14 protein-coding genes are annotated in these 14,606 nt (G+C 46.3%); 9 read left to right on the forward strand and 5 right to left on the reverse strand.

Features of this window, described 5'->3' with window-relative positions; translation table 11 throughout:
* Window positions 1–5 precede the first annotated feature (5 nt).
* Entirely contained in the window at window positions 6–416 is a 411-nt protein-coding gene (locus BLV62_RS23735) for a Dabb family protein (RefSeq protein ID WP_089764937.1), read from the reverse strand.
* Window positions 417–575: 159 nt separating this feature from the next.
* Here BLV62_RS23735 and BLV62_RS23740 point away from each other — a divergent pair, with 159 nt between their 5' ends.
* From BLV62_RS23740 to BLV62_RS23755, 4 genes are all read left to right on the forward strand, one after another.
* A complete protein-coding gene (locus BLV62_RS23740) occupies window positions 576–2,090 on the forward strand; it encodes a sensor histidine kinase (protein ID WP_225889695.1) in 1,515 nt (504 codons plus the stop codon).
* A gap of 9 nt (window positions 2,091–2,099) precedes the next feature.
* On the forward strand, window positions 2,100–3,281 hold the full coding sequence (locus BLV62_RS23745) for a DUF4407 domain-containing protein (RefSeq protein WP_089764939.1): 1,182 nt from the start codon (window positions 2,100–2,102) through the stop codon (window positions 3,279–3,281).
* Between the two features lie 27 nt (window positions 3,282–3,308).
* Window positions 3,309–4,013 (forward strand): LytR/AlgR family response regulator transcription factor, encoded by a 705-nt coding sequence (locus tag BLV62_RS23750; protein ID WP_089764941.1) that lies wholly within the window; start codon window positions 3,309–3,311, stop codon window positions 4,011–4,013.
* A gap of 95 nt (window positions 4,014–4,108) precedes the next feature.
* A complete protein-coding gene (locus BLV62_RS23755) occupies window positions 4,109–5,122 on the forward strand; it encodes a sugar phosphate isomerase/epimerase family protein (protein WP_089764942.1) in 1,014 nt (337 codons plus the stop codon).
* A 132-nt stretch (window positions 5,123–5,254) separates the two neighbouring features.
* On the opposite strand, the gene BLV62_RS23760 is transcribed toward BLV62_RS23755, so the two are convergent.
* From BLV62_RS23760 to BLV62_RS23770, 3 genes are all read right to left on the reverse strand, one after another.
* Window positions 5,255–6,031, reverse strand: coding sequence for a hypothetical protein (locus BLV62_RS23760; RefSeq protein WP_089764944.1), 777 nt, complete (start codon window positions 6,029–6,031; stop codon window positions 5,255–5,257).
* A gap of 36 nt (window positions 6,032–6,067) precedes the next feature.
* Complete coding sequence (locus BLV62_RS23765; RefSeq protein WP_089764945.1) at window positions 6,068–6,496, reverse strand: hypothetical protein; 429 nt, start codon at window positions 6,494–6,496, stop codon at window positions 6,068–6,070.
* Between the two features lie 213 nt (window positions 6,497–6,709).
* Window positions 6,710–7,486, reverse strand: coding sequence for a FecR family protein (locus tag BLV62_RS23770; RefSeq protein WP_089764947.1), 777 nt, complete (start codon window positions 7,484–7,486; stop codon window positions 6,710–6,712).
* 182 nt (window positions 7,487–7,668) lie between these two features.
* Here BLV62_RS23770 and BLV62_RS23775 point away from each other — a divergent pair, with 182 nt between their 5' ends.
* The 3 genes from BLV62_RS23775 (at window position 7,669) to BLV62_RS23785 (ending at window position 10,254) form a co-directional block, all read left to right on the forward strand.
* Window positions 7,669–8,847 (forward strand): proline dehydrogenase family protein, encoded by a 1,179-nt coding sequence (locus tag BLV62_RS23775; protein ID WP_089764948.1) that lies wholly within the window; start codon window positions 7,669–7,671, stop codon window positions 8,845–8,847.
* 80 nt (window positions 8,848–8,927) lie between these two features.
* Window positions 8,928–9,749, forward strand: a complete 822-nt coding sequence (locus BLV62_RS23780; protein ID WP_089764950.1) for a thymidylate synthase — start codon at window positions 8,928–8,930, stop codon at window positions 9,747–9,749.
* A 13-nt stretch (window positions 9,750–9,762) separates the two neighbouring features.
* On the forward strand, window positions 9,763–10,254 hold the full coding sequence (locus BLV62_RS23785) for a dihydrofolate reductase (protein WP_089764952.1): 492 nt from the start codon (window positions 9,763–9,765) through the stop codon (window positions 10,252–10,254).
* 2 nt (window positions 10,255–10,256) lie between these two features.
* On the opposite strand, the gene dnaG is transcribed toward BLV62_RS23785, so the two are convergent.
* Complete coding sequence (gene dnaG, locus BLV62_RS23790) at window positions 10,257–12,215, reverse strand: DNA primase (protein WP_089764953.1); 1,959 nt, start codon at window positions 12,213–12,215, stop codon at window positions 10,257–10,259.
* A 163-nt stretch (window positions 12,216–12,378) separates the two neighbouring features.
* Between dnaG and BLV62_RS23795 the strand changes: the two genes are divergently transcribed.
* Both BLV62_RS23795 and BLV62_RS23800 read left to right on the forward strand, forming a co-directional pair.
* Window positions 12,379–12,702, forward strand: a complete 324-nt coding sequence (locus BLV62_RS23795) for a T9SS type A sorting domain-containing protein (RefSeq protein WP_089764955.1) — start codon at window positions 12,379–12,381, stop codon at window positions 12,700–12,702.
* 63 nt (window positions 12,703–12,765) lie between these two features.
* The gene (locus tag BLV62_RS23800) at window positions 12,766–13,938 is read left to right on the forward strand and encodes an acetyl-CoA C-acyltransferase (protein ID WP_089764956.1); all 1,173 of its coding nucleotides are present in this window, start codon (window positions 12,766–12,768) and stop codon (window positions 13,936–13,938) included.
* Window positions 13,939–14,606 lie beyond the last annotated feature (668 nt).

Genomic DNA, 14,606 nt, shown 5'->3' on the forward strand with positions numbered 1-14,606 from the left:
TGGGTTTAAACATTTGCAATATCGTATACTACCACTTTGTCCCAGAGGTGACTGTAGTTTTTAATAAACTCCTGGTGAACAGGGTGGTCCTGGTATACTGCTTGCCCCTTTAAGTCGTTGAAGAACAACAGTTCGGAAACTGCCCAGCTTTTATCTACCACGTCTCTTTTCTCAGTGTCTGCAACGATGCCGACCTGTATGTCTTTCACTGTTTCGATTTTTGCCAGGGTTTTTACGCCTTCAACCAGTTTGTCTCTGTCTTCTTTGGAATCCGGGTTTTTCAACCAGAAAAACACGTGGTGAACGATTGGGTATTTTTTTGCCATATTATTAGAGGGTATTGCTGCAGCAGCGGTAGTGCCAACGGCCAATGCGGCTGCGGTTCCTAAAAATTTCCTTCTGTCTGTGTTGCTCATATTAAAAATAGTTCTGGCCTGAAAATAATAAACCTGGACCAAATATTCTAGAAAGATAAATAACCTTAACCTGTTCGCCCCTAATATTCAGGGTTTCGTACCATTTGGGAATTTCATCCCGATACTATGAGTAATATTGCCTTAAATAATCTCAGGAGTATGACCCAATTCAAAAAAATTGAATTTGCTATAGTTACGGGTATTTTTTTATTGCTGATGTTCTCGCTGCTGTATCCGAGTATCATATATAACGTATTTGAATTGCAGCGGATCTACGGGTATAAGTTCGCCAGGTACGACCAGGTGTTCGACTATTACCTGCATTACCTGATCCCTTCCCTTGGCCGGATCATGCTGGTTTATGTCAGTTTCCTGCTGGTTAACTTCATTATATTGCCCAAATACCTGGAAACCGGCAAATGGGCGCCTGGGATATTGTTGCTGGTACCGGTAGGGTTATTCTATTTTATTTTCATGATGGTAGCCAATTCCTACTACTACGGCTATCTCTTTGGCGTGTATAAAACGATCAGGGGAGCTAACATGCACTTCGCCAAATCGGCCTTTATTGTTACCCTGTTTTCAGCGTTGGTGTATGTTTTTTACTACTACTGCCGGAAGCTGTTCGTGGATAAACTGTATTCCCGCTTCTTTACAGATCCTGTATTCCGCAAAATGATGACAGAGATCCTGTGGGCGTCGGGCTTGTTCGTTGCTTTGTTCTGCCTGTCGTTCAGCGATTCGAGGGACCTTGGGCTCCTGATATTCTTCTTTGGCCCTTCCCAGATAGCCGTGTTCTTTATTTTGCGTTACCGGGTTTTCCCCCAGTTTACAGAAGAGCACAGGAATAAATGGCTCCTGGCAAGGGATGGGATACTGACCATTATTATCTGCAATACCATCATTTCGCTCATCTGCAGGGCGCTTTTTCATGGCGACGGCGGAAATATTGCAGCCCTGTGGGGTATCGGATGCTTTATTTCATTATTCATAGTTGCGCCAACCGACTGGTTTTTATACCGTTCCCAGTTGAGTCAGCAGAAAACAGTGGTCAGCCTGAAGAAAGCGCTGGGACATTCTTCCGCAAACCTGGATTTCCTGCGCTCCCAGATCAATCCCCATTTCCTGTTCAATGCTCTCAATACCCTTTATGGTACCGCTTTACAGGAAGAAGCTCCGCGTACAAGCGAAGGGATCCAGAAACTGGGAGATATGATGCGTTTTATGCTGCACGATAATAACCTGGCGAAAATTTCGTTGGAGAAAGAGATCACGTACTTACAGAATTATATAGATCTGCAGCGATTAAGGGTGATGTCGTCGCCCGATATCATAATAGAAGTGAATATCGACGAAAGTGATTGTAATCATGAGATTGCGCCCATGTTGTTGATCCCTTTTGTAGAAAATGCCTTTAAACATGGAATCAGCTTGCGTCGTCGTTCCAAGATCACTATATCAATGAGCTGTAACAGCAGGCAGATCTTCTTCGATGTTTATAACAGTGTACATCCCCGCCCTGAAAACGACCCGGAGAAAGATGGAATGGGCATCGGTTTGAAAAATGTAAAAGAACGTTTATCGTTATTATATCCTAATAACCATGAATTGAGCATACGCAAGACAGCCAGCGAGTTTTTTGTACACCTGACGATCAATGTTAACAATCAATAATAACGGAGAATGATTAAAAAAGAAGAGCAGCCAACTACTCCCGATGGGATGACCCGGTTTTTATGGTGGCTCGCTGCAGCAGATATCGACATCCTGAATGAATGCCGTACCGAGAAAGAACGTTTCAGAATTATAGGGATATCCGTACTGGTAACCTGGATATTCGCTACCCTGGCCTGGGGATACTTTTTTTCAACGATCCTCGACGATGATATGATCGTAGGACTGCTGGCCCTGTTCTTTGGCTTCGCCATTTTATCCATAGACCGCACACTGATCTCTGCAATGTCGCGCTCGCAGGGCGGCGTAAAGATCATGCCGCTCCTCTTCCGGCTGGTGCTGGCTATCACCATCGGTTTATTTGTTTCTCAACCGGTTGTACTGATGTTGTTTAAGAAAGACATCAATGCACAACTGGAACTTTCCCGTCAAACAAAACTGGATGCCTACCGGCAGCAACTTGCCAAATTAAATGCAGCGGAGTTAAACGGGTACCAGCAATCCATGGCCGAAGGAAAACAACGCCTGGCCGAAAAGGAAGAAGAGCTGAAAGTATACAGGGAAGCCTATATTAAAGAAACAGACGGCACCGGCGGCAGTGGCAGGATAGGAGAGTCGGCCATCGCCAAAGTGAAGAAAATGGCCTATCTCAAATCAGAAGAGGAATTGCAGGCCATGGAAAGAACCTGGGCTCCCAAACAACGGGAAATACAGGCGAAGATCAACCGCCTTCACAGTGAAGACAGCCTGAAAGAAAGCATCTACCTGGGAACGCTTACCAATGGCTTCCTGGCACAGATAGAAGCCCTGAATGAATTAACAGCCACTCATCCGCCGGTTCAGCAACGCTACCGGCTTATTGTATTTATAATTGTGCTGATAGAAGTAATGCCGCTTTTAAGCAAAGTACTGATGCCAAGGGGCGAGTATGACGAGAAGCTGGCGGCTGCCACCGCACAGGGAGCTGTAGGGGCGCAATTGGAAGCCGATAAGGGAGAGGCGCTGGCGCAACACTACCAGGAAGCCGCATTGGCTGCCGACAAGGAAATGATAGACCAGTTGTTCGCAGCATCCAGCGATCTGCGGAAAGAACAGGTGGAAAACCTTGTTAAAGAATGGAAGCAGCGGGAAGATAACCAATACCGCCGTTTCTGGGAACAGGCAAAAAAGCTGCTGATAGGAAAAATGTGAACCCAAAGAAATTGGTAACTTAGAATTATGCTTACTGCTATTGCAATAGATGATGAACCGGTAGCCCTGGCGGTGATCGAAAACCATGCATCAAGGGTGCCCTTCCTGGAAATGAAAGGCTTCTTCACCAACGCGTTTGAAGCGATCGACTTTTTAAGCAAAGAAAAAGTGGACCTGCTGTTCATTGATATTAAAATGCCGGATATCTCCGGACTGGATTTCATTGGCAGCCTGCCTAATCCGCCAATGACAGTTTTTACTACCGCTTACTCAGAACATGCGGTGAAAAGTTTTGAGCTGGATGCGATCGACTACCTGCTGAAACCTTTCTCGCTGATCCGGTTTATGAAGGCCTGCAATAAGGCCAACAGCCTGCTGCAGCTGAAACAGCAGCAGGGAACAACCGCCCTGGTGAAAGAACCGGAATACATCTTTATCAAAAGCGGGTATGAGCAGTTCAGGGTGAAACTGGAAGATATCCTCTACCTGGAAAGCGCCGGCAACTACGTGAATTTTGTACTGACAGATAAAAAACTGATCTCCCGCTTATCCATGCAGGAAGCGATAGACCTCCTGCCTGTGAATACATTCACCAGGGTGCACCGCTCCTACATCGTAGCTAATAACAAAATTGAAAGGGCCGACAGGAACTCGCTGTACATTTGCAACATTCCTATCCCGATAGGCGCTGCTTATGCTACAGCGATAGAGAAAATATTCAGCACCAGGTAAGTTTGTCGCACCGACAATTATTTTTAATTTTTTTTAAAATATACTTGCTTCCGGAGTTCTAAAACAATATTTTAGAATTCTAAAAACCCACGTATATGAGTAATAATAACAACCGCAGACAATTTTTAAGACAATTAGGATGGTATACTATGGGAGTAGGCATGCTTCCGGCAGCCCTGGCAGCCTGTAATACCGGGAAATCCACTAAAACAGAAGAGGGAACGAAAGATAGCAGTACAGCGCCTGCACCTGCATCTTCATCCCAGTCGGGAGCTATAGACGATGGCCTGTTCTTCAAGATCTCATTAGCCGAATGGTCTTTCCATAAAGCATTGTTTGCCGGTAAAATGAGTCACCTGGATTTTCCTGGAAGAGCGAAAAAGGAATTCGGGATCAGTGGGGTAGAATATGTGAACCAGTTCTTTAAAGATAAAGCTAAAGACAAAGCATACCTGGGCGAGTTAAAGAAAAGATGCGACGACCTGGGCGTAAGAAGCGTTTTAATCATGTGTGATGGAGAAGGAGAGATGGGTGACCTGGATAATAAGAGAAGACAGCAGGCGGTTGAAAACCATTACAAATGGGTAGAAGCTGCGCAGTTCCTCGGTTGTCATGCTATCAGGGTAAATGCAGCGGGCGAAGGAAGCCCCGACGCCGTAGCCAAAGCGGCAGCGGATTCCCTGACCAAGCTGGGTACCTTTGGTAAAGAACATGGTATCAGCGTGATCGTAGAAAATCACGGAGGTATATCTTCAGACGGCAAATGGCTGAGCGGCATCATGAAAGCCGTGAATATGCCGGAAGTAGGCACCCTGCCCGACCTTGGCAACTTCTGCATCAAAGGAACGCCTGAACATTGCGAACAGGCTTACGACAGGTACCAGGGAGTAACCGAGTTAATGCCGTTTGCCAAAGGCGTTAGCGCCAAGTCGTACAATTTCGGCGATGATGGAAATGAAACAGAAATAGACTACGGCAAAATGCTGAACATCGTTAAAGCCGCGGGCTACAAAGGATACATAGGAATTGAATACGAAGGAGAGAAATTGTCTGAAGAAGATGGTATCCGTAAAACACTGGCGTTATTGCAGAAATACGGCCGTGTTTAGTTGCACGCAAAGAAAGTAAGAGAGCAAGAGACATAAGGATAATTAAAAGCGGAGATGAGGTAACGTATTGAGTACTTCATCTCCGCTTTTTCGTGGGAATAAGGGATGGATTTTAGACTTTATTGTTGGGCTTCATTCCTGCTGCTTTGCAGGCCATTGAAGGATACCTGCGTTTTGCAGGACGTTTCTAACCGCAACCGCTTTGGCTACCTGTTGTTCATCTTTGGAGGAAACCGGCGATTCATCCAACACTATCAACCTGTTCTTCTTTTCATATACATCAAGAGCTAGTTGATCCAGCACCGCATTGTTGAAATAACTCATCCAGCCAATGCTGAAAACAGAACCGGGCTGCTTTAACTTCGATCGGAATTCATTGGACGTAACCCACCCGGCATAAGGTTGCCAGAAAGAAACAGATTGTTCGAAGAGTTCCTTTACAAAATTATATTCATAGAAGGCCGGCACAGGTTGGGCGGGGAATTTTATCACAACGCTGTTGGGAATTTCATTGCCATACACTCTTCCATCGGGAGCGCTTACTTTATGATGCCCGATATTAACGGAAATAGTCAATGGGTCGTCACTCTTTTTCGTAGCTGTAAATAAGTCGCAATAAAAACCGCTGTCTGAAAATGAATCCAGCGTCAGGTTGGTGTCTCTTGATCCATCCGGCTTGATATACCAGGCATCTTCATTAAATAAAAGCGGCAAAAAAAGTTCGGGCGAATGGCTTAAGGAGTTGAAATCAATTTCCATTGAATGAGCATCCAGGAGCGATAGGTGTAAAAACTCCGGGTGCCACGATTGCAGCAGTGCAACATACTTTGTTAACAAATCAATAAACCCGGCAGCAGATAGCTTCCTGTCTTGCCAGTAAAGGTACAAACCCAGTTTTTCTCCCTGCATACTTTATGAAATAGGTTATAAATGCATTTTCCCGGTTCAGGCGCCAGCCAGTTCTTCGTTCAGCTCCTGCAGCAACTGGTTCAGCGAACAGGGTATGGATGAATGGACAAAGGCCACCGCCACTTCAAAAGGATCTACCATTGCCGATTGGTTGGAAAGGCGTGAAAAACGGCCCGTAACAATACGGTCAAAGGTACGGCTGCCGGGCGTTTCGTTCTCCATCCAGCACCCCTGGAATTTTTGCACCAGGTACTCGCCTATGAAGTAGCCGATACGGGTAACAATCCACTGAAAATCTTCTTCCGCTACTTCCTGGTTTTTCATAAAGTCGTCCAGGAACCCTACGTATTTTTCCGCATCCGTCAACACCGCATATGCCTGCGGCGCTTCCAGGTCGGTGAAAAATTCAACCAGAACCGGCATGCGCTCATTAAGAATGGTATCCAATTCCTTTTTCTTGTCCATAAACCTGCTTTTTTCTCTTGCTTCAGCCTAACTAATTTACGAACATCCGAAAAATCAAATCTTCCTTCCTCCCCAAATATTCATTTCCCCACCTGCTTCTAATCTCTCTGCTCTTCTTATCCTTTCTCCTTCCGCTCTCCTTATCCTTTAACCTTTCGCTCTTCATATCCTTACGCCCCTTTGCCTCCTTCCGCGTCTTTGCGTGCACCCCCGTTATTTTAGTGTAACCTTCACCGTATTATGGCCTATTTTGTATTTAAGCGGGATACTGTTGCCCAGTTGTTTCAACACATCCTCCAGCGAGGCATGTGTGAATGTAAGGGAAGGAATATCCTTCAGTTTTGTACCATCTCCTTCTATTGTTATTTCTACGCCATACCAGTCTTCCAGCTTCCGCGATAACTGCATGATGGTCAGGTCGTGTATCACCAGCGAATCGGCCAGCCAGCTTTCCAGCTCTTCAGGTTGGTAAGTTTCTTTTTCCATCAGGTCAATTTCGTTGTTGGCCAGCACCATCTGCCCCCGTTCAAGGATCTCCGGCTGGTTGTCGGTAGGCGAGAAGTAGGATTTACCGACTTTCAGTTTGCCGTTCAATACATAAAGCGTAGCGCCATGTTGCGCGGCAAAGGAACGCATCCTGAAAGTGGTGCCCAGTACAGTAGCTTTTAGTTTATCGCTGGTCACGCTGAAGCTGTCTTTACCCGGCTTAACATCGAAAAACGCATCTCCATCCAGGATAACAGCCCGGTTTCCCTGTTGGTAATTTTCAGGAACCTCGAGGATACTTTCGGCATTGAGGATCACTTTACTGCTGTCGGGTAGGAAGAATGTTTTTCTGAAGCCCGTTTCACCTTTGTAGGTCTGGTAGTTTACACCTGGCGTTCTGAGATCTTTGGATGCTGAAGTTTTGCCTGTTTCCCCGTTACAACCCATTAATACTATACCAGCGGTAAAAGCCGTGAAAAATATAGTATCGCATTTAAATAGCATATTCCAGGTATTTTGTATGTATGTTTAAAACCCTAAATGTAATAAATTAAACAGAGGCAGAAAGATAAGCTTAAGCAATTTATGAGAAGCAATAGACAATTTCTGTTAACGGTATTAAAAAGTTATGTTGATATTATAATGATTTTTGTTTAGAACGCAGGCGCCCCCTAACTTTGCGGCCCATGGAAAAGCAGCTATCTTTATCTTTTGATAATACGGCTATTGCATTCGAGGCAAAGACCGATAAGGCTCTTAAAAAAGCCAATTTTCTTTTCAGCAATATAGGCAAGCCCTGGTTGGTAAAACTGGGCGCGGTATTTACACCGATCGCCTTTAAATTAAGATTGCCTGTAAAAGGTCTGATAAAGAACACCATCTTCTCCCAGTTCTGTGGGGGCGAAACACTGGAAGAAGCAGCTACAACAGCCCTGAAACTAGGCAATTACCATGTAGCCGTAGTACTGGATTACGGGGTAGAAGCTATGGAAGGAGAAGAAAGTTACGACGCTGCATTACCAGAGTTTATCCGTGCCATTGAATACGCTGCTTCCCGCCCGGATATTCCATTCATCGCTATTAAAGTAACAGGTTTTGCCAGGTTTGAGCTGCTGGAAAAAGTTCACAGGAAAGAAACTTTAACGCCAGAAGAACAGGCGGAATATAAAAGGGTAAGAGATCGTATTTACACCATTGCAGCAGCCGGCGCCAAACATTCGGTAGCCATATTGGTAGATGCGGAAGAATCGTGGATCCAGGGGCCGGTAGATGAACTCACCAACGAAATGATGTCGCTGTTCAATAAAGAGAAAGTGATCGTTTATAACACTTTCCAGATGTATTGCCACGACAGGCTCGAATACCTGAAAATATCCCTGGCCGCTGCACAGAAAGGGGGCTACCTCCTGGGCGCAAAGCTGGTACGGGGCGCCTACATGGAAAAAGAGAATAAAAGAGCTGCTGAAAACAATTATCCAACTCCAATACAGCCAAGTAAAGCAGCTACAGATAAAGATTACGATACCGCAGTAGCGCTTTGCCTGGAGAACCTCGACAAACTGGCAGTGTTCATCGGCACGCATAACGAAAACAGTTGCATGCTGGCTGCCCGTATCATGCACGAAAAAGGAATGGCACATAACCATCCGCATGTAAGTTTTTCGCAACTCCTGGGGATGAGCGATAATATCACTTTCAACCTGGCGCATGCCGGCTACAATGTATCCAAATACCTGCCTTACGGTCCGGTAAAAGATGTGATGCCATACCTGATCCGCAGGGCGCAGGAAAATACTTCCATAGCCGGGCAGATGGGACGGGAATTAAGCCTGATCAGGAAAGAAATGAAACGCAGGGGCCTGTAACCCAACAACATACCGATCATATTGAAACGGGTAGCTTACCAGGGTAGGTTATCCGTTTTTTCATTAACTTGCCCCCTAATATGGACCAGTATCTTACTCTCTTAAAGCATATACTCGACACAGGAACAGTTAAAACAGATAGGACCGGAACCGGTACAACCAGTTGCTTCGGTTACCAGATGCGTTTTAACCTGGCCGAAGGGTTTCCTATGGTTACCACTAAGAAACTGCACCTGAAATCTATCATTTACGAATTATTATGGTTCCTGAAAGGAGATACCAATATCAAATACCTGAAAGAACATAATGTTAGTATCTGGGACGAATGGGCTGATGAAAACGGCGACCTGGGGCCTGTATACGGCAAACAGTGGAGAAGTTGGGAAACCCGCGATGGCAGGGTGATCGACCAGATCACTGACGCCGTGAACACCATCAGGAAAAACCCCGATTCCCGCAGGATCATTGTGAATGCGTGGAACGTGGGCGACCTGCCTCAAATGGCGCTGAGTCCATGCCATTGCCTTTTCCAGTTCTATGTTACGCCCCCGGATACTGCCAAAGGCGAAACCAGGGGAAAACTCAGTTGCCAGTTGTACCAGCGCAGTGCGGACGTTTTCCTGGGCGTTCCTTTCAATATAGCTTCTTACGCTTTACTTACCATGATGATGGCGCAGGTCTGCGACCTGGAGCCGGGCGATTTCGTACACACATTCGGCGATGTACATCTTTACAGCAATCATATGGAACAGGCCAGGCTGCAGCTTAGCAGAACGCCGTTCCCGTTACCGGTTATGAAGATCAATCCTGAAGTAAAAGATATTTTTTCTTTCAGGTTTGAGGATTTCGAATTGGTAAATTATCAGTCTCATCCTGCTATTAAAGCACCGGTAGCAGTATAATCATTTTCGTTCTATGCGTGTATCGATCATTGTTGCAGCTTCTGAAAACAATGTTATTGGCATTAATAATATGCTGCCATGGAAACTTCCTACGGATCTGAAGTATTTTAAAACCACCACGATGGGGAAGCCTATCATTATGGGCCGTAAAACTTTCGAATCGTTAGGTAAAGCATTGCCTGGCCGCCCGAACATTGTGATCACCCGGCAGGCTGATTTCACGGCGGAAGGCGTGTATGTAACCAATTCGCTGGAAGAGGCAGTGAAAAAGGGAATGTCGTTCGGCGGGGATGAATTGTTCATTACAGGAGGCGCGCAAATCTTTGATGAGGCCTGGCCATTGGTAAGCCGCATCTATCTTACCCGTGTTTATGCCGTTGTGCATGGCGATGCGTTTTTCCCGCAGATAAATGGCAATGAGTTTGAACTGGTGAAAGATGAAAGGCATGAAGAAAATGAAAAAGATGAATACCCTTTTTCCTTCCAGGTATGGGAAAGGATCTGAGGTTATTTGAAGATAACAGTTCCCATGCCATTGGTTAACTCTCTTTCCAATGCATTCAGGTGTTTCTGCATTTCCAGGCAGGTCATTAACTGGTTGATGTCCGATGTTTTTTTCGCCTCTTCCTGGTTCTCGTAAATAAGTTTTTTGATCTTTCTTAAGATAAGATAGTTGGTAGTGGAGATAGTGTCTTTCAGGTAAGCATTATCTCCATATACTGTATCAATTTCAAAGCGCTCCTTCCAGTTCATACTGAGGTCGGCTTCTTTATCTTCCAGTATTTGGGCTATTTCTTTAGACAGTTGCTGATCTTCATGGTAAAGGAACCATTTCCTGTCGAGCAGCTCTCCTGAATCGTACCGCTGTTTGTATTCCCTGAGGATACGCTTTACCAGCTCGCTTTCTGCCAGCGCTTCAAAGTCGTAAGGCAACCTGAAAATATAATCTGCAACGGTAGTATTATCTTCTTCACTGAACGGTTTGTCGCCGAAGCGGAGCAATATCTTTACCAGTTCCCTTTCCTGCCGTTCGTGACCGCTGATGAGGGAGTCTACGGATATCCCGGTTTCTGCGGCTTCCATGGCGGCTATGGCCTCTTCGCTCAGTGCATCGCCTCCCTGGTTTTTAAGGGCGGCATTTTCGCGTTTTACAAGGCGGTCGCGGATGAATTTATTGACCAGTTGTATCAGCCCCTGTTCATCGATGTTTAGTAACTGGCTGCACTGGCGGATGTAATCCTGCTGTTTGGTGAAATCTTCCGCCTTGTCGATCTTGGAGATGGTTTCGGCGATTTCATTAACCAGCTGCGATTTTTTTGCGCTGTCGCTCCCTGCTTCCTGCATGCTGAGCTGCAGTTTGAAGAGAACGAAGTCTTTTTTGTTTTCCTCGATGAATTCCCTGAAGGCCTGGGCACCGATCTTCTGCACATAGCTGTCGGGGTCTTCTTTATCCGGCAACAGTACCAGCTTTACGTTCAATCCTTCTTCAACAGCCATATCCAATCCTCTCAACGCTGCTTTTACGCCGGCGCTGTCGCCATCGTACAGGATGGTGAGGTTGTTGGTATATTTCTTTATGAGACGAAGCTGGTCCTGGGTAAGGGAAGTACCGCTGGAAGCCACAACGTTTTCAACCCCTGCCTGGTGAAGGGAGATTACGTCGGTATATCCTTCCACGAGAAGGCATTCATTCAGTTTATCTATCGAATGGCGGGCGAAGTAGGTTCCATACAGCACCCGGCTTTTGACGTAAATATCGTTTTCGGGCGAGTTGATATACTTGGGCGCACGATCGTGCTTCCCGAGAATACGGGCGCCGAATCCCAGTATTTTACCCGACTGGTTATGAATGGGGAAGATGACCCTGCCGCGGTAATTATCGGCTGGCTGCTCGTTCCGGATAGTGACAAGCCCTGTTTTCTGCAGGTATTCCAGGTTATAGCCTTTTGCCAGCGCCGATTGGGCGAAGGAGTTAAAGGTATTCAGACAGTAGCCTAACTGGAATTTTTTGATGGTTTCTTCCGTAAATCCCCTTTCTTCAAAATAACTCAGACCGACATTCTGTCCTTCTTCCGAATTGAACAGGGTGTCGGTAAAGTATTCCCTTGCGTAGTTATTGATGATATAGAGGCTGTCGGCCAGCAGCTGTTGCTGCTTTTGTTCGGCGCTGACCTCTGTTTCCTCCAGTTCTATCTGGTAGCGTTGGGCTAACCAGCGCAGGGCTTCAACATAGGAGTACTTTTCGTGCTCCATGATGAAGTTGATGGTATTGCCGCTGGCGCCGCAACCAAAGCATTTATAGATCTCTTTGCTGGGCGATACGGTGAAGGAAGGACTTTTTTCGTTGTGGAAAGGGCACAGGCCAAGGTAGTTGGCCCCTCTCTTTTTCAGTTTAACGAAAGAGCCAACTATTTCCACAATATCTATGCGGCTGAGTATCTGTTGTATAGAATGCTGGGAAATCACGGTTTCAAACTTGCAAATGCGAAAGTACGTTAAAATCACATAGCATGAAGGGGCGATCAAATACCCCCTTATAAGCCTGGAAAAATAAAAAACTAGATTAAATTGTCAGATAATTTATATATTTTTATACTATTAAAAACCTAACCAAAACCCCCCGTATCCTATGATGAGAAATCTACTAACTACTCTTTTTGCTTTTCTTCTTTTCCTCTCGGCCGCCAGGGCGGGGGATGGAGGACCGGGTGCGCCTGTGATCAAAGCATACCCTAACCCGACTACCGGCGTATTTTACTGCCAGTTACCGGCTGGCGCTTCCAAACAGGTATTACTGGAAATTTACAGCCCTGTGGGCGCGTTGGTGCAACGTCGTACACTGGAGGGTTCTTCCGCCGGTGCAAAGGTGACGATAGACCTGCGCAACCAGCCTAAAGGCCTGTACTACCTTCGCGTAAACGGTCATAAAGCCGTTCCTGTTGTGATCATCTGAGATGGCCGCTTTTTTCCTTATATTTGATAGGTTAAAAAACGCCAAACAATCTTAATTTATCAGATGAAAGAAGTATTTATTGTATCGAGTGTACGTACGCCGATCGGGTCGTTTAACGGGGCTTTATCCGGTGTGCCGGCTACCAGGCTTGGATCTGTTGTTATCAAGGCCGCACTGGAAAGGGCCAACGTAAAACCTGACCAGGTGAACGAAGTATATATGGGTAACGTGATCAGCGCTAACCTGGGCCAGGCTCCTGCCAACCAGGCCAGCCTGGGCGCCGGGATTCCGGACACCGTTCCCTGTACCACGGTGAATAAAGTATGCGCTTCCGGTATGAAAGCGATCATGCTGGGCGCCCAAAGCATTATGTTGGGTGATAATGATATAGTAGTGGCAGGAGGAATGGAAAATATGAGCGCGGTTCCCTATTACCTGGATAAGGCCAGGAATGGGTATAAACTGGGACATGGAACCCTGACAGATGGCATTATCAGGGACGGGTTATGGGACCCGTACCATGATTATCACATGGGTAACGCCGCAGAACTCTGCGCAAAAGAATATAATATCTCCCGCGAAGAGCAGGACGCCTATGCAACGGAAAGCTACAAAAGAGCTGCAGCCGCCTGGCAGGAAGGCTTGTTCAATGCCGAAGTAGTGCCTGTTGAAGTTCCTGGCAAGCAGGTGGTGACAGTGACCGAAGATGAAGATTATAAAAAAGTGATCTTCGAGAAGATTCCGTCCCTGAAGCCAAGTTTCCAGAAAGACGGTACTATTACCGCTGCCAACGCGTCTAACATCAACGACGGCGCTGCTGCCGTGGTATTGGTAAGCGGCGAGAAAGTGAAAGAACTGGGCTTGAAGCCCCTGGCTAAGATCATCAGCTTTGCGGATGCCTCACAGGCGCCGGAATGGTTTACTACCACGCCTGTAAAAGCTATTCAGAAGGCGTTGGACAAAGCAGGAAAAAAGATCAGCGATGTAGATTATATGGAGGTTAATGAAGCCTTTTCGGTGGTGCCTATCGCTAATGCCCGCGACCTGGGTATTTCGCTGGATAAGGTGAATATCTGGGGAGGAGGCGTGTCAATGGGCCATCCTATTGGTTGCAGCGGCGCACGTATAGTTACTACTTTGAACAGCATCCTGCATAATAAAAATGCAACGCTCGGAGTGGCAGGCATCTGCAACGGGGGCGGGGGAGCCAGCGCTATCGTAATTGAACGCGTATAACCATGTTAGTTATATAACAGTTGAAGGCTGGCCTGTGGCCGGCCTTTTTTATGTGTGCCAGGCATGTGTTATATCTCTAGGGTGCAAGTCCCGAATGCGCTTTGTAGTAGGAAGCATTAGCCAATAGCAAGGGTGTCCACTGTAAAGTGGAATCTGAAGGAAGCTGGCGGCAAACATCCGGGCCGACGAACAGAAACTGTATACAAGGCGGGGCTACAAGGGTGATGTTGCATAAGAAACAAAAACCCGATACTACACAGATTGTAACAACGTAAATGCAGCGGCTACATGGATGGAAAGCGATAACACTTACCCTGGGAGGCCCTGTTTTTTTTTTACAGGGAGTCAGCCGAGGTCATAGTAGGCAGGGAAACGAGCCATCTCCCGAAGTACAAGGGTAAAGATGGACGACTCACAGACAAGCTGAAGGACCGAATGTTAGAATGGCAAAGGAATTTGACCAGGTGCATAACAAAGCGTTAACAACCGAAACACTTAAGAGAACTGCTGTAACAGGACCAGAAGCCGGAAGCCGAAGGAAGTTATAGCAGGAGTTGAGCCGAGCTATGAACCGGAAAAGGACAATGCCCTGGATTTTTTTTTCAGAATTAAGTTGCTATGCTGGAAGAAATACTTGACTTCAGAAACATACAGAAAGCCCTGCAACG

The organism is Chitinophaga terrae (ex Kim and Jung 2007) (assembly GCF_900107795.1).
Classification (GTDB): Bacteria; Bacteroidota; Bacteroidia; order Chitinophagales; family Chitinophagaceae; genus Chitinophaga; species Chitinophaga terrae.

Bases quoted from the DNA above. Each gene is read 5' to 3' on its own strand.
- BLV62_RS23785 (WP_089764952.1), top strand. From the start codon at position 9,763: ATGCGTGTATCGATCATTGTTGCAGCTTCTGAAAACAATGTTATTGGC.
- BLV62_RS23795 (WP_089764955.1), top strand. From the start codon at position 12,379: ATGATGAGAAATCTACTAACTACTCTTTTTGCTTTTCTTCTTTTCCTC.
- BLV62_RS23775 (WP_089764948.1), top strand. From the start codon at position 7,669: ATGGAAAAGCAGCTATCTTTATCTTTTGATAATACGGCTATTGCATTC.
- BLV62_RS23745 (WP_089764939.1), top strand. From the start codon at position 2,100: ATGATTAAAAAAGAAGAGCAGCCAACTACTCCCGATGGGATGACCCGG.
- BLV62_RS23800 (WP_089764956.1), top strand. From the start codon at position 12,766: ATGAAAGAAGTATTTATTGTATCGAGTGTACGTACGCCGATCGGGTCG.
- BLV62_RS23780 (WP_089764950.1), top strand. From the start codon at position 8,928: ATGGACCAGTATCTTACTCTCTTAAAGCATATACTCGACACAGGAACA.
- BLV62_RS23735 (WP_089764937.1), bottom strand. From the start codon at position 416: ATGAGCAACACAGACAGAAGGAAATTTTTAGGAACCGCAGCCGCATTG.
- BLV62_RS23760 (WP_089764944.1), bottom strand. From the start codon at position 6,031: ATGCAGGGAGAAAAACTGGGTTTGTACCTTTACTGGCAAGACAGGAAG.
- BLV62_RS23770 (WP_089764947.1), bottom strand. From the start codon at position 7,486: ATGCTATTTAAATGCGATACTATATTTTTCACGGCTTTTACCGCTGGT.
- BLV62_RS23740 (WP_225889695.1), top strand. From the start codon at position 576: ATGACCCAATTCAAAAAAATTGAATTTGCTATAGTTACGGGTATTTTT.
- BLV62_RS23765 (WP_089764945.1), bottom strand. From the start codon at position 6,496: ATGGACAAGAAAAAGGAATTGGATACCATTCTTAATGAGCGCATGCCG.
- BLV62_RS23750 (WP_089764941.1), top strand. From the start codon at position 3,309: ATGCTTACTGCTATTGCAATAGATGATGAACCGGTAGCCCTGGCGGTG.
- BLV62_RS23755 (WP_089764942.1), top strand. From the start codon at position 4,109: ATGAGTAATAATAACAACCGCAGACAATTTTTAAGACAATTAGGATGG.